At 66.2% G+C, this 21,845-nt stretch carries 19 protein-coding genes; 7 read left to right on the top strand and 12 right to left on the bottom strand.

Annotated features, from left to right (window positions below; translation table 11 throughout):
• Positions 1-8: 8 nt before the first annotated feature.
• The gene (locus EMQ25_RS12525; protein ID WP_127188921.1) at positions 9-890 is read left to right on the top strand and encodes a ParB/RepB/Spo0J family partition protein; all 882 of its coding nucleotides are present in this window, start codon (positions 9-11) and stop codon (positions 888-890) included.
• 30 nt (positions 891-920) lie between these two features.
• Here EMQ25_RS12525 and holA read toward each other — a convergent pair whose 3' ends face one another.
• The 3 genes from holA to leuS are packed head-to-tail and all read right to left on the bottom strand — an operon-like array spanning position 921 to position 5,057.
• On the bottom strand, positions 921-1,940 hold the full coding sequence (holA, locus tag EMQ25_RS12520; RefSeq protein WP_127188920.1) for a DNA polymerase III subunit delta: 1,020 nt from the start codon (positions 1,938-1,940) through the stop codon (positions 921-923).
• The gene (locus EMQ25_RS12515; protein ID WP_158626075.1) at positions 1,937-2,389 is read right to left on the bottom strand and encodes a hypothetical protein; all 453 of its coding nucleotides are present in this window, start codon (positions 2,387-2,389) and stop codon (positions 1,937-1,939) included. Before EMQ25_RS12515 ends, holA begins: the two co-directional genes overlap by 4 nt.
• 40 nt (positions 2,390-2,429) lie before the next feature.
• Positions 2,430-5,057 carry a leucine--tRNA ligase gene (leuS, locus tag EMQ25_RS12510; RefSeq protein WP_280177640.1) on the bottom strand — a complete coding sequence of 876 codons (2,628 nt, stop codon included), beginning with the start codon at positions 5,055-5,057 and terminating at the stop codon, positions 2,430-2,432.
• A gap of 100 nt (positions 5,058-5,157) precedes the next feature.
• On the opposite strand from leuS, the gene EMQ25_RS12505 reads away from it, so the two are divergent.
• The 3 genes from EMQ25_RS12505 (at position 5,158) to EMQ25_RS12495 (ending at position 7,262) form a co-directional block, all read left to right on the top strand.
• Entirely contained in the window at positions 5,158-5,850 is a 693-nt protein-coding gene (locus tag EMQ25_RS12505; protein ID WP_127188918.1) for a YggS family pyridoxal phosphate-dependent enzyme, read from the top strand.
• Positions 5,851-5,994: 144 nt separating this feature from the next.
• Positions 5,995-6,678: a response regulator transcription factor gene (locus EMQ25_RS12500; protein WP_127188917.1), complete on the top strand. Its 684-nt coding sequence runs from the start codon at positions 5,995-5,997 to the stop codon at positions 6,676-6,678.
• Between the two features lie 131 nt (positions 6,679-6,809).
• A complete protein-coding gene (locus EMQ25_RS12495) occupies positions 6,810-7,262 on the top strand; it encodes a Crp/Fnr family transcriptional regulator (protein WP_127188916.1) in 453 nt (150 codons plus the stop codon).
• A 9-nt stretch (positions 7,263-7,271) separates the two neighbouring features.
• Here EMQ25_RS12495 and EMQ25_RS12490 read toward each other — a convergent pair whose 3' ends face one another.
• The 7 genes from EMQ25_RS12490 to EMQ25_RS12460 all read right to left on the bottom strand — a co-directional run bounded on the left by EMQ25_RS12490 (position 7,272) and on the right by EMQ25_RS12460 (position 15,699).
• Positions 7,272-8,078, bottom strand: coding sequence for an exodeoxyribonuclease III (locus EMQ25_RS12490; protein ID WP_127188915.1), 807 nt, complete (start codon positions 8,076-8,078; stop codon positions 7,272-7,274).
• A gap of 74 nt (positions 8,079-8,152) precedes the next feature.
• Positions 8,153-8,791 (bottom strand): LolA family protein, encoded by a 639-nt coding sequence (locus EMQ25_RS12485; protein ID WP_127188914.1) that lies wholly within the window; start codon positions 8,789-8,791, stop codon positions 8,153-8,155.
• 124 nt (positions 8,792-8,915) lie between these two features.
• Entirely contained in the window at positions 8,916-11,669 is a 2,754-nt protein-coding gene (locus tag EMQ25_RS12480; RefSeq protein ID WP_127188913.1) for a DNA translocase FtsK, read from the bottom strand.
• Between the two features lie 176 nt (positions 11,670-11,845).
• Positions 11,846-13,270 (bottom strand): ammonium transporter, encoded by a 1,425-nt coding sequence (locus EMQ25_RS12475; RefSeq protein WP_127188912.1) that lies wholly within the window; start codon positions 13,268-13,270, stop codon positions 11,846-11,848.
• A 23-nt stretch (positions 13,271-13,293) separates the two neighbouring features.
• Positions 13,294-13,632 (bottom strand): P-II family nitrogen regulator, encoded by a 339-nt coding sequence (locus EMQ25_RS12470; protein WP_127188911.1) that lies wholly within the window; start codon positions 13,630-13,632, stop codon positions 13,294-13,296.
• Positions 13,633-13,967: 335 nt separating this feature from the next.
• A complete protein-coding gene (locus tag EMQ25_RS12465) occupies positions 13,968-15,335 on the bottom strand; it encodes an ammonium transporter family protein (RefSeq protein WP_127188910.1) in 1,368 nt (455 codons plus the stop codon).
• A 25-nt stretch (positions 15,336-15,360) separates the two neighbouring features.
• Positions 15,361-15,699: a P-II family nitrogen regulator gene (locus EMQ25_RS12460; RefSeq protein ID WP_127188909.1), complete on the bottom strand. Its 339-nt coding sequence runs from the start codon at positions 15,697-15,699 to the stop codon at positions 15,361-15,363.
• A 296-nt stretch (positions 15,700-15,995) separates the two neighbouring features.
• On the opposite strand from EMQ25_RS12460, the gene EMQ25_RS12455 reads away from it, so the two are divergent.
• Positions 15,996-17,225 (top strand): FAD-dependent monooxygenase, encoded by a 1,230-nt coding sequence (locus tag EMQ25_RS12455; protein ID WP_127188908.1) that lies wholly within the window; start codon positions 15,996-15,998, stop codon positions 17,223-17,225.
• A 12-nt stretch (positions 17,226-17,237) separates the two neighbouring features.
• Here EMQ25_RS12455 and EMQ25_RS12450 read toward each other — a convergent pair whose 3' ends face one another.
• Both EMQ25_RS12450 and EMQ25_RS12445 read right to left on the bottom strand, forming a co-directional pair.
• Positions 17,238-17,984, bottom strand: coding sequence for an NYN domain-containing protein (locus EMQ25_RS12450; RefSeq protein WP_127188907.1), 747 nt, complete (start codon positions 17,982-17,984; stop codon positions 17,238-17,240).
• A gap of 100 nt (positions 17,985-18,084) precedes the next feature.
• Positions 18,085-18,750: a TetR family transcriptional regulator C-terminal domain-containing protein gene (locus EMQ25_RS12445; protein WP_244606574.1), complete on the bottom strand. Its 666-nt coding sequence runs from the start codon at positions 18,748-18,750 to the stop codon at positions 18,085-18,087.
• 152 nt (positions 18,751-18,902) lie between these two features.
• On the opposite strand from EMQ25_RS12445, the gene aptA reads away from it, so the two are divergent.
• Together aptA and EMQ25_RS12435 are read left to right on the top strand one after the other, a co-directional pair.
• Positions 18,903-20,231, top strand: a complete 1,329-nt coding sequence (aptA, locus tag EMQ25_RS12440; RefSeq protein ID WP_127188905.1) for an omega-aminotransferase AptA — start codon at positions 18,903-18,905, stop codon at positions 20,229-20,231.
• A gap of 62 nt (positions 20,232-20,293) precedes the next feature.
• Positions 20,294-21,790: a CoA-acylating methylmalonate-semialdehyde dehydrogenase gene (locus tag EMQ25_RS12435; protein WP_192895664.1), complete on the top strand. Its 1,497-nt coding sequence runs from the start codon at positions 20,294-20,296 to the stop codon at positions 21,788-21,790.
• The last annotated feature ends 55 nt before the right edge of the window (positions 21,791-21,845 follow it).

The following is a 21,845-nucleotide window of genomic DNA, read 5'->3' as shown; positions in this document are numbered from 1 at the left end:
GTATCAAGATGAACGAAAAACCGTCACGTCTCGGCCGCGGCCTCGCCGCCCTCATCGGCGACATGGGCAGCCTCGATGCGCCGCGCGTTACCGAGAGCGGCTCATCGGGCGCCCGCCGGCTGCCCGTCGAGTTCATCATCGCGAACCGTCAGAACCCGCGCCGAGAGTTCGATGCCGACCAGCTCGAGGAACTGTCGCGCTCCATCCGCGAGAAAGGCGTCATGTCGCCGCTTCTCGTCAGGCCGACAGACGATCCAAACATTTTCGAGCTGATCGCCGGAGAACGGCGTTGGCGGGCCTCGCAAAAAGCCGGGCTTCACGATGTGCCGGTCATCATTCGTGAAGTCGATGATCGTGAGGCGCTCGAACTTGCCATCATCGAGAACGTGCAGCGGGTGGATCTCAACCCACTCGAAGAGGCGCAGGGGTATGGCCAGTTGATCGAGCAGTTCGATTATACCCAGAATGATCTGGCGCAGGTGATCGGCAAGAGCCGCTCGCACGTCGCCAATACGCTGCGCCTGCTCCGTCTGCCCGACGAGGTCCGCGACATGCTGGCGCGCGGCGAGCTCACGGCGGGCCATGCCCGCACGCTGATCACGGCTGAGGATCCGGGCGGTCTCGCGCGCGAAATCGTCGAGGGCGGTCTTTCGGTTCGCGAAGCCGAGGCTTTGTCGCAGCGCGAAGCCCCGCAGAAACGGCCGCGCGGCGAGGCTGCGCCGGCGCGCCAGAAGGACGCCGATACCGTTGCGCTCGAAAAACGCATCACCGATGCCCTCGGGCTCGCGGTCAACCTCGATCATCGCGAGAAGGGCGGGCGAATCGAGATCCGCTATACGACCCTCGAGCAGCTCGACACGATCTGCCACCTCCTCACCGGCCAGCGCTGAAGCCGAAGCGTTTCACGTGAAACGCGCACCTTAGCGGCCATTGGCCTCGCGGGCGAGCGCAAGAAGCGTGCGATGCAGCAGGGTCTCGGCCAGTGCCGGTTTTCGCCGGCTGTCGCCGATTGCGGCCAGCAGCCTTGCGCCGGCGGCGGCCAGCGCAGGCTCGCTCCAGGCTCGCAATTGCTGCTCGAGCAGGGTTTTCCGCGAGAAATGCGGGCGCGGCCTGCTGTTTTCGAGCACGTCGCGTGCAGATCTGCCCTGATCCATCTCCTGCCGCCAGCGCCGCAGCTGGACAAAGTGCATCAACGCCGTAGCGAAGAGCTGTTGCGGGTTGATGTTGGCGGCGAGCGCCCGTGCGAGCGCGTCGTCGAGCCGCTCGGCATGACCGGTGCCCGTTGCATCGAGGATCTGGTCCAGAATCATCGCGCCATTGTCCGCGCATAGCGTCAGCACGTCCTCGCGCGTGATCGTCTTGCTCGATGCCGCAAAGAGTACGAGTTTCTCGAGCTCCCGCCGCGTGATCTCGCGGTCGTTCCCCAGGCTGTCCCGCAGCAGCGCCGGCACGTCCGGGTCGAAGCGGATCCCTTCCTTGGAAAACGTGTCCCGAATGAGCGCGAGCAGCGTTTCGTCGCTGTCGGGATAGCAGGGCAGGGCGCGTCCGAGCTTTGCCGCTTCGACGAGGCTGCGCAGTGGATCGCGCGGCAGCAGGTTCCCCCCTTCGAGGATGATGGCCGCGCCTGCCGGATCGTCTTTCAATTCGCTCAGTGTCATGACGAGGCTCTTGGCAGCGCCACGCACGCGGATGACGCGCTTCTCGCCGAAAAGCGAAGGGGTCTTTGCCTCCACAGCCAGCCGCCCGGGGTCGGCGTCGATCTCGCTGCCGTCGAGCGTCACGATGCTGGCATTGGCATCGTCGCGCGCAAAATGGCGGACGAGGCGCTGCGCCGTCTCCCGCACGAGACCGGCATCGGGCCCGTAGGCGAGGAATATGCCTTCGTCGAGATCGGGCCGCGCCAGATAGCGGGCCACCTCATGGGCCTTGAGGGCGGTCATTGCGCCGTCGCGAGTGCGCCCAATAGCGTCAGCCTCAGCGTTTCGGCAACGGCGCGGGCCGCGCGCTCTGCGGCCTCTGTCTCGGCCGAAACGTCAGCCAGCACCTGCTCGCCCCGTGTGAAGACTGCCGACGCGCTCCGCGTAGCTGTGAACGAAACGGCGCCGTCCGCCTCGGTAACGACGAGGTCGGCGGTGACCACCGCCTCGAACTCGGTGCGCGGATTGTCAGTACGGCTTCGGGCAAGGCGACGCACATCGCTTCGCGCGGTCACCGAAACCCGGGGCGCGCCGGTATCGCCACCCGGTCCGAGCCGCAGCGCGAGGTCCTGGTAGATCACCTGCTCGAGCCGGTTGTTAGGTGCTGCATAGGCCAGCGCCAGCCGGCCCTCGGCAACACTCTGCGGCCCATAGGCGGGCGTGAAGCTCGAACAGGCGGCGAGGGCGGCCAAGGCCGCTCCCAATCCCAGGGCGCGGAGCGTGCGCGCTGCGCTAGACGACCACATTCACGATCCTGTCGGGCACGATGACCAGCTTTCGCGGAGGCTTGCCGTCCAGCATGCGGGCAACCGCGTCCAGAGACAAGGCCTCTTTCTCGATGAGTTCGCGGGCTGCGCCCTTGGGAACCACGATCTCGCCCCGGCGCTTGCCGTTGACCTGCACGGGGAGGGTCACGCTGTCGTCTTCGAGAAGGGCCGGGTCGACCGGCGGCCAGGGCGCATCGGCCAGAAGGCCTTCGCGCCCCAAGACCTGCCAGCAGGTTTCGGCCAGATGCGGCATCATCGGGCCGATGAGCTGCACGAGCCGCTCGACACCCTCGACCAGCACTTCGAGCCGGGCACGCGGCGCAGCCTCGACGAGCCCGACATAGCGCGATAGCGTGTTGGTCATCTCGTAGATCTGAGCGACGGCGCGGTTGAAGCGCAGCCCTTCGATATCGGCACCCACCTGGTGCAAGGCCCGATGCACGGCCTTGCGCACGGCAAGCGCCTCATCGTCGAGCGCGCCTGCGCCGCCCTCGGCCTCCTTGGCCGCGATCGCCATGGCCTCGTTGACGAGCCGCCAGATCCGCTGCTGGAAGCGGCTTGCGCCCTCGACACCGGCTTCGGTCCACTGAACGTCGCGCTCGGGCGGGGAATCCGACAGCATGAACCAGCGCGCGGTATCGGCGCCATAGGTCGCGACGATCTCGTCGGGATCGACCACGTTCTTCTTGGATTTGCTCATCTTTTCGACCGAGCCGATGGTGATGGCCTCGCCGGTCGCGGCATGGCGGGCGCGTCGCGTCTCGCCTTCTGTTTCGAGCACGATATCGGTCGGGGGCACCCATTCGCCCTTGCCGTTGCGATAGGTTTCGTGGGTCACCATCCCCTGGGTGAACATGCCCTTGAAGGGTTCGTCTATGCCGATATGGCCCGTCGCCTTCATCGCGCGGGTGAAGAAGCGCGAATAGAGCAGGTGCAGGATCGCATGCTCCACCCCGCCGATATACTGGTCCACCGGCAGCCAGGCATTGGCCTGATCGAGCACGGTCGGGGTGGCTGCATCTGGCGCGGTGAAGCGCGCGAAATACCATGAGGAATCGACGAAAGTGTCCATGGTGTCGGTCTCGCGCCGCGCCGGCGCGCCGCATTGCGGGCAGTCGACATGCTTCCAGCTCGGATGGTGGTCGAGCGCGTTGCCCGGCTTGTCGAAGCTCACATCCTCGGGCAGCACCACGGGAAGATCCTTCTTGGGCACCGGCACCGTGCCGCAGACCTCGCAATGGATGACCGGGATCGGGCAGCCCCAATAGCGCTGGCGGGAAATGCCCCAGTCGCGGAGCCGATAGTTGACCTCCACAACGCCCTGCGGGCGGCCATCGAGCATGCGTTCGGCGAAATGGCCGGCGATCCGCTGCTTGGCGTCCTCGATCGAGAGCCCGTCGAGAAAGCCCGAATTGAAGATCGTCCCGTCTTCGACATAGGCCTCGTCCCCGATCTCCACCTCCTGCGGATCAAGATCTGGCGGCAACACCACCGGCAACACCGGCAGATCGTATTTCCGCGCGAAATCGAGGTCGCGCTGGTCGTGCGCCGGGCAACCGAAAATCGCGCCGGTGCCATAGTCCATGAGGACGAAATTGGCGACATAGACCGGCAGCGTTTCGCCCTCCGAGACGGGATGGCGGACGTGGAGGCCCGTGAAATGCCCGCGTTTCTCGGCCTTTTCGAGCGTTTCGGTGGCGGTGCCCTGGCGATGACACTCGGCGACGAACTCGGCGAGCGCCGGGTCGGAGGCGGCAAGCGTGCAGGTCAGCGGATGGTCCGGCGACAGCGCAATGAACGAGGCTCCGAAAATGGTATCGGGCCGGGTCGTGAACACCTCGATGCTTTTCGCCTCGATGCGCGGGTCGGGCTCGAGCGCAAAGAGCAGCCGCAGCCCCTCGGAGCGGCCGATCCAGTTGCGCTGCATCACCCGCACCTTGTCGGGCCATTCGGTGAGCCCGTCGAGCGCAGCGAGCAGTTCTTCGGCATAGTCCGAAATCCTGAAGAACCACTGCGTCAGCTCACGCTGCTGCACCTCGGCGCCCGAGCGCCAGCCGCGCCCGTCGATCACCTGCTCATTGGCGAGCACCGTCATGTCGACGGGGTCCCAGTTGACCTTGGATTTCTTGCGCGACACGAGGCCAGCCGCCAGCATGTCGAGGAACATGGCCTGCTGGTGCCGGTAGTAATCGGGGTCGCAGGTCGCGATCTCGCGGCTCCAGTCGAGCGACAGGCCCATGGATTTGAGCTGGGCCTTCATCGCCTCGATGTTCTGGTAGGTCCAGGTGCGCGGGTTGAGCTTGCGCTCGATCGCGGCGTTCTCGGCCGGCAGGCCGAACGCATCCCAGCCCATCGGGTGCAGCACGTTCTTGCCGCGCGCGCGCCAATAGCGCGCCACCACGTCGCCCATGGCGTAGTTGCGCACATGGCCCATATGGATGCGGCCCGAGGGGTAAGGGAACATTTCAAGAACGTAATAGCGCTCTCGCGGATCGTCATTGTCGACGACGAAGGCGCCGTTCTCGTCCCACACGGTCTGCCAGTGGGGTTCCATCTCGCGCGGGTTGTAGCGTTCTGCGCCTTGGCCAGTCACTCGGGGCGTCCTCTTGAGCGTCGGGAATTGCGTTCCGGGGGGATATTGGATACCGGGGACCATCAGCACAAAAAGCGGCGAGGGGTCAAGGAACAAGGCCATGCAGAGCCCAGTCAATGCCGCAGAGCGGCTCGCCATGATCGGTGCGATGATCGAGCGCGCCCGCCGTCGCTTCGGCCAGCCGCCCGAAAAAGTGACGCTCGTTGCGGTTTCCAAGACCTTTCCCGCCGAAGCCATCGCGCCCTTCATCAACGCGGGCCAGCGCGTCTTCGGAGAGAACCGGGTGCAGGAGGCCAAGACAAAATGGCCCGCCCTCCGGGCGCTTCACCCCGATCTCGAGCTTCACCTCATCGGCCCGCTCCAGACCAACAAGGCGCGCGAGGCCGTCGCGCTCTTTGACGTCATCGAGACGGTCGATCGCGACAAGCTCGCCGGCGTGCTCGCCGAAGAGATGGCGCGGGGCGGCCGGCGCCTCCCCGTCTTCGTTCAGGTCAATATCGGGCTCGAGCCGCAAAAGGCGGGCATCGCCCCCCAGGAGGCCGTGGCGTTCGTCACGCGGTGCCGGCAGGTTCACGGGCTCGAGGTCGCGGGCCTCATGTGCATCCCGCCGGAAGATCAGCCGCCCGGCCCCTATTTCGCGCAGCTGGCGATGCTGGGCGGCGAAGCAGGGGTCAACCAGCTCTCAATGGGGATGAGCGGGGATTTCGAGACCGCGATCGGCATGGGCGCCACCCATGTGCGGCTCGGCTCGGCGCTTTTCGGCCAGCGTCCGCCTTTGCCTCAAGGGACGTGATCGAAGCCTCTGCTGCGCAACTTTTCCACGCAACGTCCGTTGCTTGGGGCAGAAATGACTTGCTTGTGATTGGTCCGGGCAGCGATCGCCACCATATCAGGACCGGACAATTGCATGTCACAGGCACAGGCATAAGGACGCACAATGAACAAGCGCCGCCTCTTTCTCGTCGACGATGACGTCGAGCTTCGCAAGACCCTCGTCGACCAGCTCGAGCAATACCGGGAATTCGACATCATCGAGGCCGGCACGGCCCAGGACGCGATCGGCAAGGTACGCGAGGCGCATGTCGACCTCATGATCCTCGATGTCGGGCTGCCGGACATGGACGGGCGCGAGGCAGTGAAGCTCCTGCGGCGCGAGGGCTTCAAGAGCCCCATCCTGATGCTGACCGGCCATGACAGCGACAGCGACGAGATCCTCGGGCTCGAATCGGGCGCCAATGACTATGTGACCAAGCCCTTCCGCTTCTCGGTCCTCTTGGCGCGCATCCGCGCCGCGCTCCGCCAGCACGACCAGAGCGAGGATGTCGTCTTCACGATCGGGCCCTACAGCTTCCAGCCATCGGCCAAGCTTCTCGAGGCCAGCGACGGGGGAAAGGTGCGGCTCACCGACAAGGAAACCTCGATCCTCAAATTCCTCTACCGGCAGGGTCCCAAGACCATCACGCGCGACGTGCTGCTCAAGGAAGTCTGGGGCTACAACAACCGCGTCACCACCCATACGCTCGAAACGCACATCTACCGGCTGCGCCAGAAGATCGAACGCGACCCGTCCAACGCCCGGCTCCTCGTGACCGAAGAGGGTGGCTATCGCCTCGTCCCTTGAGGGACGCTCCCTTGCGGAAAACGCAGAAACCCGTTCCCGTTCCTTTACGCTCGTGGTCTATAAGGGGTGAGGGCCAGCGGGAGTGACGCCCGGGCCGGCGCCGCTGGCTCCGGCGCGGGAACAGGGGCAGTATGCAGCTCGACGACCAGGCGACGATTCTTGCGCGGGCGGATTTCTTCAAGATCTGCACGGGCGAACAGCGTCGCCTGCTAGCTTTTTCCAGCCAGCGCCTGCGCCACGCACCCGGTACCATCATCTACAAGAGCGGCGAGGTTCCTGAGGGCGCCCATGTGCTCGTGTCGGGCAGCGTCGCCTCGGCCTATGACGGGGAAGCCAATCCCTATATCGTCAGCACCAGCGGCGCACTGATGGGGCCGACATCGCTCGTCCTCGCCAAGCCGCGTCCAGTGACCATCACCGCGGTCGACCAGGTCGAGACGCTGCACGTGCCCAGAAGCGCCTTTTTGAAGCTCCTGAACCAGAACCCCGATCTCGCGCAGCGCGCTGCAGACCGCCTGCGCGCGGAACTCACCGGCTATCTGGGCGCGATTTCAGACATCCGGCCGCGCATCCGGCGCGACTGAGCCGCCGCTTCAGGCGAAGTGGACGATCACCGGCACGTGGTCGGACGGCTTTTCGCTCCAGCCCCGGGCCGGCTTGATGATCTCGGCGCCCGAGGTGAAGGCTGCGATATCGGGCGTCGACCAGATATGGTCGAGCCGCCGCCCGCGATCGGAGGCCTCCCAGTCCTTGGCCCGGTAGCTCCACCAGGAATAGAGCTTCTGGTCGTGCGGAATGTGCTTGCGCACGAGGTCCACCCAGCCCCCGCCGCCCGTCAGGAGCCTGTCGAGCGCCTCGGTTTCGGTCGGGGTGTGGCTCACGACATTGAGCAGCTGCTTGTGGCTCCAGACGTCGTTCTCGTGCGGGGCGACGTTGAAATCGCCCGCGATGATGTGCCCTCGTGCAAAGAGCGGCTCGCAGAACCAGGTTTCGAGCTCGCTCAGGAAATCGAGCTTATGGCGGAATTTCGGGTTCAGCACCGGATCGGGCTCGTCCCCGCCGGCGGGAATGTAGAAATTGTGCACCGTCACCGGCCCGCGCCCGAAATCGAGCATGGCCGAGACATGGCGGGAATCGGGGATCTCGCAGAAGGCGCGGCGCGACACGTCGGTGAGCGGGAAGCGCGAGAGCGTCGCCACCCCGTGATAGCCCTTCTGTCCATGCACCGCCTGATGAGAATATCCTGCCGCGGCAAAAGCCTCGGTGGGAAACTGGTCATTGGTGCATTTGATCTCCTGGAGCATCAGCACGTCCGGGCCGTGTTGCCTTAGAAAATCGAGCACGAGCCCGAGCCGCAGGCGGACCGAATTGATGTTCCAGGTGGCAATCGAAACGGGCATGAAAAAGGGCTCCGGGAGGGATCGGAGCCCTTATGGCAATGGGTGGGGCCAAGGACAAGCCTTGGCCCCGTGCCTCAGCGGATCTGCGGCTCGACCGAACGATAGGTGGGGTCGATATAGAAATAGGAGCGCGGGATCTCGACGTTCTTTTGCACGTCATAAAGCGAGAAGGTCAGTTCCGCCCCGCTCGGCTCGACGAGCGACCACTGCACGAGGTCCTTGCTGGCGCTGTCGAAGACGAGCGACACCTCGACCACTCCGATCGGTGTGTCGTCGGCGAGGGTGATGGTGAAGTAATCCGCCGAGCTCGAGACCGCGACGATGTTGGTGTTGAAGAAGTTGATCTCGCTGTCGAGGAACTGCCGTAGCGGAATGCGGTCCTGGGGATAGGCGTACTGGGTCTGCTCGCGCCGGTCGACGACATAGAAGCCGCGCCCCACCGAGATGATCTCCTCGCGGCTCGGGGGATTGTAGCGAAAGCGGATGCGGCTCGGGCGCTCGAGGAAGAACGTGCCTTCGCTGCGTCCACCCTGGCTGTCGATCTGCAGGAAGCGTCCCGCCATGGTGCGGATCGCCGAATTGTGGGTGCCGATCTCGCGGATCATCTGCTCTTCTTCGGCTGTCAGCGGCCGGTCGAGCGCAAAGCCCAGCCGGGCGGTCAGCGGGAGGAAGGCGAGGGCTGCAATCGAGCTCAGAAGGGTCCGGCGGTTCATGGGCGGAGCTGTCCTTGGCGGAATGAAGTGAGGCGTATCTACCCAGCAATTGCGGCGACAGCTGGAAGGTTCCGTTCACCTCCGGTTCAGGCGTTTGAAGGCGGGGCCGGGCCCCGCCTCGTGATCAGTACTCCTGGTCGCCACCCACGAGGATTTCGCGCTTGCCGGCATGGTTGGCCGGCGAGATCACGCCTTCCTGCTCCATGCGTTCGATCAGCGTCGCGGCGCGGTTGTAGCCGATGGCGAGGCGGCGCTGGATGTAGGAGGTCGAGGCCTTCTTGTCCTGCAGCACGATGTTGACCGCCTTGTCGTAGAGCTCGTCCCCCGAGCCCCCGAAGCCGTCGGCCTCCTCGCCGAAGGGCGCATCGCCGTCATCGTCCTCGGAGGTGATGGAATCGAGGTAGTCGGGCGCGCCCTGCGCCTTCAGATGGGCAACGACGCTCTCGACCTCGTTGTCGGCAACGAACGGTCCGTGCAGGCGCCGGATCCGCCCGCCCCCGGCCATGTAGAGCATGTCGCCATTGCCCAGCAGCTGCTCGGCGCCCTGTTCGCCCAGGATCGTGCGGCTGTCGATCTTGGAGGTCACCTGGAAGGAGACGCGGGTTGGGAAGTTGGCCTTGATCGTGCCGGTGATCACGTCGACCGAGGGGCGCTGGGTCGCCATGATGATGTGGATGCCCGCCGCACGCGCCATCTGGGCGAGGCGCTGGATGGTGCCCTCGATGTCCTTTCCCGCGACCATCATCAGGTCGGCCATTTCGTCGACGATGACGACGATGAAGGGCAGCGGCTCGAGATCGAACTCCTCGCTCTCGAAGATCGCCTCGCCCGTCTCCCGGTCGAACCCGGTCTGCACGGTGCGGGTGATCACCTCGCCCTTCTTCTTGGCTTCCCCGACGCGCTGGTTGAACCCGTCGATGTTGCGCACGCCGATCTTGCTCATCTTGCGATAGCGGTCCTCCATCTCGCGGACCGCCCATTTGAGCGCGACCACGGCCTTGGAGGGATCGGTGACCACGGGGGTCAAAAGGTGCGGGATGCCGTCATAGATCGAGAGCTCGAGCATCTTGGGGTCGATCATGATCAGCCGGCACTGCTCGGGGCTCATGCGGTAGAGCAGCGACAGGATCATGGTGTTGATGCCCACCGATTTGCCCGAGCCGGTGGTGCCGGCGATCAGCAGGTGCGGCATGCGCGCCAGGTCGACGATGATCGGCTCGCCCCCGATCGTCTTGCCGAGGCAGATGGGCAGCTTGCCCTTCATCTTCTCGAAATCGGCCGAGGCGAGCATTTCGCGCAGGAAGACGGTCTCGCGCGTCTTGTTGGGCAGCTCGATGCCGATGGCGTTGCGGCCCGGTACGACGGCGACGCGCGCCGAGATCGCGCTCATCGAGCGGGCGATGTCGTCGGCGAGCGAGATGACGCGGCTCGACTTGATGCCGGGGGCCGGCTCGAGCTCGTAGAGCGTGACGACGGGACCCGGGCGGACATTGATGATGTCGCCCTTGACGCCGAAATCCTCGAGCACCCCTTCGAGCCGGCGCGCCATGGCCTCGAGCCGCTCGGGGCGGTGCTCTTCCATCACCCCGTTCTGGCGCGGTTCGGCAAGCAGGCTGAGCGGCGGCAGTTCGAACCCGAACGGATCCTCGAGCAGCGAGCCCTGGGCCTCCCGCGTCGCGCGCTGGCTCGGCACCGGACGGGCGACGGGGGCCGCGACGCGCGCGCTCGGCGCTGCGACGGGCGCGACTGCCGGGGTGCCGCCGCGACGGGCCGGCTGGAAGCGGGAATCCCCCTGCATGCCCTGCCCGTGCTGGATGCCCGGACGGGGTGCGGCGCGCACCGGGGCGGGCGCATGGACCGGCTCGTCCTCCTCGGGGAAGGGATCATCGGAAAAATCCACGTCCTCGACATAGGCTTCGGCATAATCGTCGAGCGGCGCATCGAAGGGCGGTTCGTCGAAATCTTCATGGCCTGCATGTCCGCCATGGACCGGGGCCGGTGCGGGCACGGGCGCGATGCGTTTCTGGGTGCCGAACCCGGGCTCGCGCCTGCCGTCCTGCATGCCGGCATGGCCCGAAAGGGCGGGCTCCACCGCCCCACCCCGCCAGGCCTCGTCCTCGGCGCCGGCGGCGCGGCGGGCGGCAATCCCCGCGCGGGCGCGGCGGAGCGCGGTGCGGGCCGAATAGCCCATATGAGCCATGGCCCCGAGCGCAATGTCGAGCACGCGCGGCCGGTCGTTGCCGCCATCCTCATCGGTCTCTTCGGTCATGCGCGCCCGCGCATTCTCGGCGCGGGAGGCTTTCTTCCTCGTCCGCGCCGGGGTTCCGGTGCCTGCGGCGACCCAGAAGAGCGCGAGCGCCGGCACGGCGAGGATTACGGCAAAGAGGATCGCCGTCACCGGCTGCGGCTCCTCCCCGGTCACGAGCAGGCCCAGATTGGCAAAGCCCTGCCCCACGAGCCCGCCAAGCCCGGTGGGCAGCGGCCACGTCGAAGGGATGGCGAGAAAGGCGAGCACGCCTGCGGCCATGAGGCTCGCCCCGGCCCAGGCGAGCACGCGCAGCCCCATCCGCGCCGGCACGACGAGGCGCATGAATTTCCACGCCCAGAGCGCCGGGGGCACGAGAAGCACCAGCACCGAAAGCCCGAAGACCTGGAAGAGCAGATCGGCGACCACGGCGCCGGGGAAGCCGAGCCAGTTCTCGGGCGCCTTCACCGTCGCATAGGAAAGGCTCGGGTCATCGACCGACCAGGTGGCGAGCGCCAGCATGCAGAACCCCACGAGCCCCAGCAGCATGAAGCCCACGAGCCGCACCGGGATGCGGATGGCGATCGCATGGGCCGGCCTTGTCAGGTCATCGGTCAGGTTCTGTGTCGGCATTTGTCGGGGCTCTCGGGACTATCGGCTGACGCGGGGGAGGGCGTTCGCCCATTGGAGCGTCATGCTAGGCGTCCATGGTTAATCCGACGCTAACCCCGATCCCCTGCCCGAAACGCAAAACGACCCCCGGCGCGGGGCCGGGGGTCGCGTGCATCGCACCTGGAAGGCAAACGGGCTCAGGCGTTGTAGGCGCGCTCGCCATGGGTTGCGAGATCGAGCCCGTCGCTCTCGGCCGATTCGGGCACGCGCAGCCCCCCGAAGATCGCCTTGACGATGAGGAGCGCGACATAGGTCACGACGCCCGACCAGACGATGGCGATGCCCACGCCGATTGCCTGGATGACGAACTGGCCGCCGATCGCATAGCCCTCGGCCGGGCCGTAGCCGCCAAGCGCCGGGGCCGCGACGATCGCGGTGCCGAGTGCGCCGACGATGCCGCCCACGCCATGGATGCCGAAGACGTCGAGGCTGTCGTCATAGCGCAGCATCGGCTTCAGGGTCACGACCGCCCAGACGCAGGCAAGGCTCGCCACCGCCCCGAGCGCCATGGCGCCCGCGGTGCCGGAGAGCCCGGCCGCCGGGGTGATGGCGACGAGACCCGCCACCGCCCCCGAGACTGCGCCGAGCGCACTCGCATGCCCGCGGGTCACCCGCTCGGCCAGCGCCCAGGCGAGCGCGCCGGCCGCAGGCGCGGTGATGGTGTTGAGGAAGGCCTGGGCGGTCAGCCCGTTGGCCTCGAGATTGGAGCCGGCATTGAAGCCGAACCAGCCAACCCAGAGCAGGCACGCGCCCACGAAGGTGAAGGTGAGGTTATGGGGCGCGATCGGCTCCTTCATGAAGCCGGCGCGGGGGCCGAGGACGATTGCGGCGACGAGCGCGGCAATGCCCGAATTGATGTGCACGACCGTGCCGCCGGCAAAGTCGAGCGCGCCGAGCCCGAAGAGGAGGCCGGGGCCGGACCACACCATGTGCGCGATGGGCAGGTAGGAGAAGGTGAACCAGATGGCGAGGAACGCCATCAGCGCGCCGAACTTCATGCGCTCGGCAATGCCGCCGACGATGAGGGTGGCGGTGATGCACGCGAAGGTCAGCTGGAAGACGACGAACACCAGTTCGGGGATCTGTACGCCCTCGGTGAAGGTGTCGACCACCGAATCAGGGGTGATGCCGGCGAGGAAGAGCCGCGAGAAATCGCCGATGAAGGCCGAGAGCCCGCCTTCGGTGGGGCCGGCAAAGGCCAGCGAATAGCCATAGGCGACCCAGAGCAGCGCGATCATCGCAAAGCCCGCGAAAACCTGGGTCAGGACCGACAGGATGTTCTTGGAGCGCACGAGCCCGCCGTAAAATAGCGCAAGGCCCGGAATGGTCATCAGGATGACGACCATGGTCGACACCAGCATCCAGGCGACGTCGCCCTTGTCGACGGTGGCGGTCACGATCTCGGCGGCCGCTTCGGCTGCGGCGTTTGCGGGCTCGGCGGCGGTTCCCAGGGCATCCTGGGCCCGGGCGGCAAGGCCGAGGAGCGGCAGGGCAAGCCCGGCGAGGGCGAGGCTCGACAGGCGTCGGCCGACCGGACTCGTAAATTTGGCGAGGGCAGTCATGGGAAAACTCCGATGGGTGCGGGCTAGAGCGCCGCGGCGCCGGTTTCGCCGGTGCGGATGCGGGTGACGTGTTCGAGGTCGAAGACGAAGATCTTGCCGTCGCCGATGCGGCCGGTCTGGGCGGCGTCGCGGATCGCGCCGGTGATGGCGTCGAGCTGGGCGTCCTCGATGGCGATCTCGAGCTTCAGCTTGGGCAGGAAATGCACTGCATATTCGGTGCCGCGATAGATTTCCGAATGCCCCTTCTGACGGCCATAGCCCTTCACTTCGGTCACGGTCATGCCGTGGACGTCGAGCGCGTTGAGGGCCTGGCGCACCTCTTCGAGCCGCGATGGTTTGATGATGGCGGTAACCAGTTTCATGTCGTGCCCTTCCGGCGCAAATGGACTGGCAGACCAGACTCAAGCCGCGTGCCAAATCCGCTGTGCCAGATTGTTGAGCAGATTGAAGAGATTAGCTCGTCGCCCGGGAAACCTGTCTCAGCCAAGCGCGATTTCTGCACAGTTTTTGGGCAGGCTGCTGCATCGGGGTGCAGATCGAGCACTTGCCCGGGGAGCGTGGCGGGAAAGGGGATGCAGCCCATGCGGTGCGAGTGGGAAGCCTCCGTGGCGGACCAAGAGGGCATGGGCTGCATGCCGTTTCCAGCCGGAGCCGGAACGGGGTGGCGGCCCGGGCGAGGCCCGGACCGCCAGGAGCGTCACTTGAACTCGGGATAGGCCTCGACGCCGACTTCGGACTTGTCGAAGCCGAGGGCTTCCTCTTCCTCGCTCGGGCGCAGCCCGACCACGGCCTTGAGGATCAGCCAGACGATGGCGCTGGTCACGAAGACGAACACACCGACGACGACGATCGCCACGAGCTGGCCGAAGAGGTTCGCATCGGGGTTGGTGAAGACCACCGCGATCGTGCCCCAGATGCCGGCGAACAGGTGCACCGGAATGGCGCCCACCACGTCGTCGATCTTGAACCGGTCGAGCATCGGAACGGTGAACACCACGATGATGCCGCCGACGGCGCCGATCAGGCTCGCAGTGCCCATGCCCGGGGTCAGGGGCTCGGCGGTGATCGAGACGAGGCCGGCAAGGGCGCCGTTGATCACCATGGTCACGTCGATCTTCTTGTACATGAAGTAGGTCGCGACCGCCGCGGCGAGCGCGCCGCCCACGGCACCGGCATTGGTGTTGGCCATCACGCGGCCCACATCGGCGATGTCGCCGACCGTGCCCATGGCAAGCTGGGATGCGCCGTTGAAGCCGTACCAGCCCATCCAGAGGATGAACATGCCGAGCGCGGCCAGCGGCATGGACGAGCCGGGGATCGGGTTGACCGAGCCGTTCTCGTTATACTTGCCCTTGCGTGCGCCCAGGATGATCGCGCCGGCGAGCGCCGCCCAGCCACCGACCGAGTGCACGACCGTGGAGCCGGCGAAGTCGAGGAAGCCGAAATCGGCGTCGAGGAAGCCGCCGCCCCACTTCCAGGAGGCCTGGATCGGGTAGATGAGCGCGGTCAGGACGAAAACGAAGGCGAGGAACGGCCAGAGCTTGATGCGCTCGGCAACCGTACCCGAAACGATCGAGGCTGCGGTGGCGCAGAACATCACCTGGAAGAAGAAGTCCGAGCTCGTCGTTGCATAGGTGAGGTCGGCCGCTTCGGGGGCAAGGCCCACCGGCTCGAGCACGGCGATGCCGATCGCGCCGAGGATGCCGTCGATCAGCCAGCCATCGCCCGGATACATGATCTGGTAGCCGATGACGTAATAGGCGAGCACCGCCAGGGAATACATGGTGATGTTCTTGAGGATCTGCATCGAGACGTTCTTGGAGCGAACGAGGCCCGATTCCAGCATGGTGAAGCCGGCCGCCATCCAGAAGACGAGCACGCCGCCGAACAGCATCAGGAAGCTGTTGAGGATGTACTGGACCTGCTGGGGCACTTCGCCACCGGCGGCAACGACCTCTTCGGCGGCCTCGAGGGCGGGTTCGGCGTCCTGCCCGATCGCGGGCAGGGCGAGCAGCAGGGATGCCAACGCGGCGGTCCCCAGCAATGTCTTTGTTCTTTGCAGCATTAGGGTCAGTCTCCTGTCTCTGGCGTCAGAGGGCCGAGGCGCCGGTTTCGCCGGTACGGATGCGGGTGACATGCTCGAGGTCGAGCACGAAGATCTTGCCGTCGCCGATGCGGCCGGTCTGGGCGGCGTCGCGGATGGCGGTGGTGATGGTGTCGGCCTGGGCGTCGTCCACCGCGATCTCCACCTTCAGCTTGGGCAGGAAGTGCACCGCATATTCGGTGCCGCGGTAAATCTCGGAATGCCCCTTCTGGCGGCCATATCCCTTGACTTCGGTCACGGTCATTCCGTGGACATCGAGCGAGTTCAGCGCCTGACGAACCTCTTCGAGCCGTGACGGTTTGATGATTGCAACCACCAGTTTCATGGATGCCCCTTTCAGTGCTTGGGTCCCGTCTTCAACAGGCCTTGAGACTCAAGACCCGTGCCAAGATGCTGCCTTTATTTGCAAGTCATTGATTTTGCTTGACCTATTCTTGAAATCCAGCGGGGAACCATTGCGCCAGCAGTGCTGACCTTGTTGTTCATGCCCATCAAATAGGCAAAAATGGCGTCTTTGCCCAATCGGTGTGCGCTCGTGTCGCCTTGCTTCGGCCCGGCGGACGCGCCATGTGTTCGGGCACATCGTCTTGGTCAGATCGCAAAAGCCCGAGGACCCCTTCAATGAGTTCGAGCCCCGCGCCGCAGCGCTTCGACGTCGTCATCGTGGGTGGCGGGCCGGTGGGCATGAGCCTTGCGCTCGCCCTCACCCGCTTCATGCCGGGGCTTTCGCTCGCGCTCGTCGACCGGCGCGCTTTCGGGGTCCCGCAGGACCAGCGCGCCTCGGCGATCGCGGCGGGCGTCCGACGCGTTTTCGAAGCGCTCGGGGTTTGGGGGGAACTCCTGCCCGGTGCCGAGCCCGTGCGCGCCATGCGCATCACCGATTCGGGCAAGGGGGACATTTCCCGCCCGCTCTTTTTGAGCTTCGAAGGCGATGTGGTGCCGGGCGAGCCGTTCGCGCATCTCGTGCCCAACCGCGCCATCGCCACCGCGCTGCTCGGCGCGCTCGAGGGCAAGGTCGATTTCGTCGCGCCCGCCACCATCACCGGCTGGTCCGGGGAGGGCGGCGCGGGCCTGCTCACCCTCGAGGATGGGCGGCAGCTTGCCGCCCCGCTGATCGTTGCGGCCGATGGCGCGCAGTCGGGCCTGCGCACCCGCGCCGGCATCGGGGTTCTGGGGCATGAATACGGGCAGGCGGGGCTCGTCACCACCATCGCCCACAGCCTCCCCCATGAGGGGATTGCCTATGAGCATTTCCGCCCACAGGGGCCCTTTGCGAGCCTGCCGCTGCCGGGCAACCGCTCCTCGCTCGTCTGGACCGAGACGCTCGCCGAGGCCGAGCGCATCCGGGCGCTGCCGGCCGAGGCGCTCGGGCTCGAAATCGAGGCGGCGATGGGTTCGGCGCTCGGGCGCGTCACGCCCGAAGAGGGGCTCCAGGCCTATCCCTTAAGGCTCCAGATCGCCCGCAGCTTCATCGGGCCGCGCCTCGCGCTCATCGGGGATGCGGCCCATGTCGTCCACCCCATCGCCGGGCAGGGTCTCAATCTGGGGCTCAAGGACGTTGCCGCGCTGGCCGAAACCATCGTCGAGGCCATGCGGCTCGGTCTCGATCACGGCGCGCCCGATGTCCTCGAGCGCTACCAGCGCTGGCGGCGCTTCGACACCGCCCTCATGGGCCTCGTCACCGATGGCATGAACCGGCTCTTTTCCAACGATGTTGCCGCGCTCCGCGCCATCCGCGATCTCGGGCTCGGCATGGTCGACCGCATGGCGCCGGTCAAATCCGCCATGATCGCCCGCGCCGCCGGCCTCTCCGGCACCGGCCCCCGGCTCCTGAGCGGCTATCCTCTCTGAGCCAGAGAGGCGCTACCCGCGCGCAGCTCCGTTGACGCTTGCCGAAGAGGCGACGAAGTCGATCCCGTTCGCGCGGGACAGCCGGGCGATGCCGAGCGCCGCAAGTCGGGTCTTGAAGCCCTTGCCGCCGATCCGCACGGCCAGCGGCTTGTGCTCTTTGTGAAGGGTCTGGGCGAGGGTCGCGAGCCGCACCGGTTCGGTCTCGGCGAGCCGCCCGATCAGGGTTCTCAGCACCTGGATTTCGGCCGCGGACGGCGCCGTGCGCGGGGCTGGCGTGGTGGCGGCTTTGACCGCCGGCTTGACCGCCTGTTCGGCTTTGGGTTTGGGCGCGGCCGGCGCTGTGGCGGGCGATCTGGGAGCTGGCTCGAGCAGCGCATAGCTGGTGCAGGCCGCGCGCAGTCCCTTGCCGCCATTGCCGATCCCATGCACCTCGATGCCCGCCGCCCGCAGGCGGAGGACGAGCGGCCGAAAGTCGCTGTCCGAGCTCACGAGACAGAGCGTCCCGAGCCTGCCTGAATGGAGCAGGTCCATCGCGGCGATGGTCATCGCGATGTCGGTGGCGTTCCGGCCGCCGTTCATCTGCAGCACGGGTTCGATCGCCTCGGACTGCGAGAGCGTCAGCCAGCTGCCGCAGCGCCCGGCGCTGAAATCGCCGAAGACCCGGAAGATGCCGACGGGTCCGAGCCGCGCGGCATGGGCGAGAATTTCAGCGTGGTGCCGGGCGGGCACGTTTTCGGCATCGACGAGGACGGCAAGCATGCGGGCGCTCCGGCGAGGGTCCCCATCATGGCCGCTCTTCGTTCACGAACGCTTGCCGCACACCTCTGCATTGCAACCAGTCGAAACGGGCGCGACATTCTCACGCGCGCTTGGTGCCGAGCCCGGTCATGAACAGGTTTTCGAGGAATCGCGCCGCGTCCTCGAAGCGGCCTTCGCCATTGCGGCCCTTGCCGAGCACGGCGCGCACCTGCACGTCGAAATCGGCGTAATGCTGGGTCGTCGCCCAGATCGCGAAGATCAGGTGATAGGGGTCGGTGCGGGCGATCTTGCCCTCGTCCATCCAGCGATAGAGCACCTTGGCCTTCTCGTCGACGAGGGCCTTCAGATCCCCCTCCAGCATGTCGATGGTGCGCGGCGCGCCCTGCAGCATCTCGTTGGCAAAGAGCCGGCTTTCGCGCGGATAGTCGCGCGCCATCTCGAGCTTGCGCCGGATGTAGGAGCGGATCTCCGGGATGGGGTCGCCGTCGGGGTCCATCTCGCGCAGTGGCGCCAGCCAGGTCACGAGCAGCTCTGCGATGAGGCGCTTGTGAATGATCTCCTTGGAGGGGAAATAATAGAGCAGGTTCGGCTTGCTCATCCCCGCGGCGTCGGCGATCTGGTCGATGGTGGCCCCGCGAAAGCCGTGCAGCGAGAAGATCTCGAGCGCCGCATCGAGGATGATATCCTGCTTCTCGCGCTGGATACGGGTGAGGGGCTTGCCGCCCTTCCTGATCTTGGCGCGCGCCTTGCGCACCGCCTCGGGCACCGGGTTGGTCCCTGCTGCGGCAGAATTTTTAACCTTGATCGGCGGCATGGGAATGCTAACGTTTTTCCAACTGGTCAAAAATCCTGCTAGCACGCCCCGGCCCCAGTGCCAATAAGATGAGCGTCCTGGTCAGGTTACAACGGGGTCCTGCCGTGTCCAACCGCCGCAACGTCGCGCCGAACGATCTCAGCGCCTTCTGGATGCCATTCACGGCCAACCGCCAGTTCAAGAAGGCGCCGCGCATGTTCGCGACTGCCAAGGACATGCATTACACGACGACCGATGGCCGTCAGGTGCTCGACGGCACCTCGGGGCTCTGGTGCGTCAATGCCGGCCATTGCCGCCCGCGGATCACCGAGGCGATCCAGCAGCAGGCCGCCGAACTCGATTACGCGCCCGCCTTCCAGATGGGTCACCCCAAGGCGTTCGAGCTCGCCAACCGCCTTGTCGAGATCACGCCCGAGGGGCTCGATCACGTCCTTTACACCAATTCGGGCTCGGAATCGGTCGAGACCGCGCTCAAGGTCGCGCTCGCCTATCATCGGGCCAGGGGCGAAGGCAGTCGCTTCCGCCTCATCGGGCGCGAGCGGGGCTATCACGGGGTCAATTTCGGCGGCATTTCGGTCGGCGGCATCGTCACCAACCGCAAGATGTTCGGCACCTTGATGACGGGCGTCGATCACATGCCCCATACCCATGATCCGGCGCGCAACGCGTTTTCGCGCGGCGTGCCCGAGCATGGTGCGGAACTGGCCGACCAGCTCGAACGCATCGTCACGCTCCATGATCCCTCGACCATCGCGGCGGTGATCGTCGAGCCCGTGGCGGGTTCGACGGGCGTCATCCTGCCGCCCAAGGGATATCTCCAGAAGCTGCGCGAGATCACGAGCAAGCACGGCATCCTCCTCATCTTCGACGAGGTGATCACCGGGTTCGGGCGGCTCGGCGCGCCCTTTGGTGCCGATTATTTCGGGGTCACCCCCGATATCCTCGTCACTGCCAAGGGCCTCACCAATGGCGTCATCCCGATGGGCGCGGTGATGGTCACCGCCGACATCCACGACGCCTTCATGACCGGGCCGGAGCACCTGATCGAGTTCTTCCACGGCTACACCTATTCGGGCAATCCGATCGCCTCGGCCGCGGCGCTCGCCACCCTCGAGACCTATCGCGAGGAGGGCCTTCTCACCCGCGGGGCGGAGCTTTCCGAATACTGGGCCGACGCGCTCCATGGCCTGCGCGACTGCCCGCATGTCATCGATATCCGCAATATCGGGCTCGTGGGCGCCATCGAGCTCGAGCCCATCGCCGGCGCGCCGACGCGCCGGGCCTTCTCGGCTTTCCTCAAGGCTTTCGAGGCGGGGCTCCTGATCCGCACCACCGGCGACATCATCGCGCTCTCGCCCCCGCTCATCGTCGAAAAGAGCCACATCGATTTCATCGCCGAGACGCTGAGGGACATCCTGACCGGACTTGAGTGAGGTGGAATAAACATTCTATATGGCATGGAACAGAAAATCCATTCCATAGGAGCGGGAGCATCATGACCATCATCGCCAATGCCATCGGGGGGCGGCTCGTGCCCTCGGCGAGCACGAGGATCGTGCCCGTCTTCAATCCGGCAACGGGCGAGGAGACGGCCCGCCTGCCGCTCTCCACCCTCGAGGAGATCGATGCGGCCGTCGCTTCGGCCAAGGCCGCGCTCCCCGGCTGGGCTGCGACCCCGCCGATGAAGCGGGCGCGGATCCTCTTCCGGTTCAAGGCGCTGCTCGATGCGCATGCGGACGATCTGGCGCGCGAGATCTCGCGCGAGCACGGCAAGGTGCATGACGATGCGCTGGGGGAAGTGGCGCGCGGCATCGACTGCGTCGATTTCGCCTGCGGCATCCCGCATCTGCTCAAGGGCGAGTTCTCGCGCAATGTCGGGCCGGCGATCGACAGCCATTCAGATCGCCAGCCGCTGGGGGTCGTCGCGGGCATCACGCCCTTCAACTTCCCCGCCATGGTGCCGATGTGGATGTATCCGCTGGCGATTGCCTGCGGCAACACCTTCGTTCTGAAGCCTTCAGAGCGCGATCCGTCCGCGCCCATGCTCGCCTGGAAGCTCTTCATGGAAGCGGGGCTGCCCGAGGGCGTCTTCAACATCGTCCATGGCGACAAGGAAGCGGTCGACGCCATCCTCGACCATCCCGACATCAAGGCGGTCTCCTTCGTCGGCTCGACCCCCATCGCCCAATACGTCTATGAGCGCGGCACGCGCGCGGGCAAGCGCGTGCAGGCGCTGGGCGGCGCCAAGAACCATATGGTGGTGATGCCCGATGCGGACATGGACCAGGCCGCCGATGCGCTGATGGGCGCGGGCTACGGCTCGGCCGGCGAGCGCTGCATGGCGGTTTCGGTCGCCGTCCCGGTGGGCGAAAAGACCGCCGATGCGCTGGTCGCCGCACTGCGCCCGCGGGTGGAAAAGCTCAAGATCGGGCCCGCGACCGATCCCGAGGCCGAGATGGGCCCGCTCGTGACCAAAGCCCATCGCGACAAGGTCGTCTCCTATATCGACACGGGCGTCGCCGAGGGCGCCGAACTCGTCGTCGACGGGCGCGGCTTCTCGCTCCAGGGCTATGAGAACGGCTATTATGTCGGGGGCACGCTCTTTGATCGGGTGACCCCCGACATGACCATCTATCGCGAGGAGATTTTCGGCCCCGTGCTCTCGGTCGTGCGCGCCCCCGATTATGCCGAGGCGGTCCGCATGATCAACGCCCATGAATATGGCAATGGCACCGCCATCTTCACCCGCGACGGGGATGCGGCGCGCGAGTTCGCCGACAAGATCGAAGTGGGCATGGTGGGCATCAACGTACCCATCCCCGTGCCCGTCGCCTATCATTCCTTCGGGGGCTGGAAGCGATCGCTCTTTGGCGCCCACGCCATTTACGGCCCCGAGGGCGTCCATTTCTACACACGGCTCAAGACCGTCACCACGCGCTGGCCCGCCGGCATCAAATCGGGGGCGGAATTCACCTTTCCGAGCCTCAAATGACCCGATGGACCCGGCGCGCCCTTCCCACCCTCCCGATGCCGCCAGCGCGGCCGGG

Source organism: Arsenicitalea aurantiaca (genome assembly GCF_003994485.1).
Taxonomy (GTDB): domain Bacteria; phylum Pseudomonadota; class Alphaproteobacteria; order Rhizobiales; family Devosiaceae; genus Arsenicitalea; species Arsenicitalea aurantiaca.
The sequence above is the reverse complement of the archived record's forward strand: the minus strand, read 5'-3'. Positions and strand labels throughout refer to the sequence as shown.

Excerpts from the sequence above, each read along its gene's own strand:
- EMQ25_RS12525 (WP_127188921.1), top strand. The coding sequence starts at position 9 with ATGAACGAAAAACCGTCACGTCTCGGCCGCGGCCTCGCCGCCCTCATC.
- holA (WP_127188920.1), bottom strand. The coding sequence starts at position 1,940 with ATGACCGCCCTCAAGGCCCATGAGGTGGCCCGCTATCTGGCGCGGCCC.
- EMQ25_RS12505 (WP_127188918.1), top strand. The coding sequence starts at position 5,158 with ATGCAGAGCCCAGTCAATGCCGCAGAGCGGCTCGCCATGATCGGTGCG.
- EMQ25_RS12500 (WP_127188917.1), top strand. The coding sequence starts at position 5,995 with ATGAACAAGCGCCGCCTCTTTCTCGTCGACGATGACGTCGAGCTTCGC.
- EMQ25_RS12495 (WP_127188916.1), top strand. The coding sequence starts at position 6,810 with ATGCAGCTCGACGACCAGGCGACGATTCTTGCGCGGGCGGATTTCTTC.
- EMQ25_RS12490 (WP_127188915.1), bottom strand. The coding sequence starts at position 8,078 with ATGCCCGTTTCGATTGCCACCTGGAACATCAATTCGGTCCGCCTGCGG.
- EMQ25_RS12485 (WP_127188914.1), bottom strand. The coding sequence starts at position 8,791 with ATGAACCGCCGGACCCTTCTGAGCTCGATTGCAGCCCTCGCCTTCCTC.
- EMQ25_RS12480 (WP_127188913.1), bottom strand. The coding sequence starts at position 11,669 with ATGCCGACACAGAACCTGACCGATGACCTGACAAGGCCGGCCCATGCG.
- EMQ25_RS12475 (WP_127188912.1), bottom strand. The coding sequence starts at position 13,270 with ATGACTGCCCTCGCCAAATTTACGAGTCCGGTCGGCCGACGCCTGTCG.
- EMQ25_RS12470 (WP_127188911.1), bottom strand. The coding sequence starts at position 13,632 with ATGAAACTGGTTACCGCCATCATCAAACCATCGCGGCTCGAAGAGGTG.
- EMQ25_RS12465 (WP_127188910.1), bottom strand. The coding sequence starts at position 15,335 with ATGCTGCAAAGAACAAAGACATTGCTGGGGACCGCCGCGTTGGCATCC.
- EMQ25_RS12460 (WP_127188909.1), bottom strand. The coding sequence starts at position 15,699 with ATGAAACTGGTGGTTGCAATCATCAAACCGTCACGGCTCGAAGAGGTT.
- EMQ25_RS12455 (WP_127188908.1), top strand. The coding sequence starts at position 15,996 with ATGAGTTCGAGCCCCGCGCCGCAGCGCTTCGACGTCGTCATCGTGGGT.
- EMQ25_RS12450 (WP_127188907.1), bottom strand. The coding sequence starts at position 17,984 with ATGCTTGCCGTCCTCGTCGATGCCGAAAACGTGCCCGCCCGGCACCAC.
- EMQ25_RS12435 (WP_192895664.1), top strand. The coding sequence starts at position 20,294 with ATGACCATCATCGCCAATGCCATCGGGGGGCGGCTCGTGCCCTCGGCG.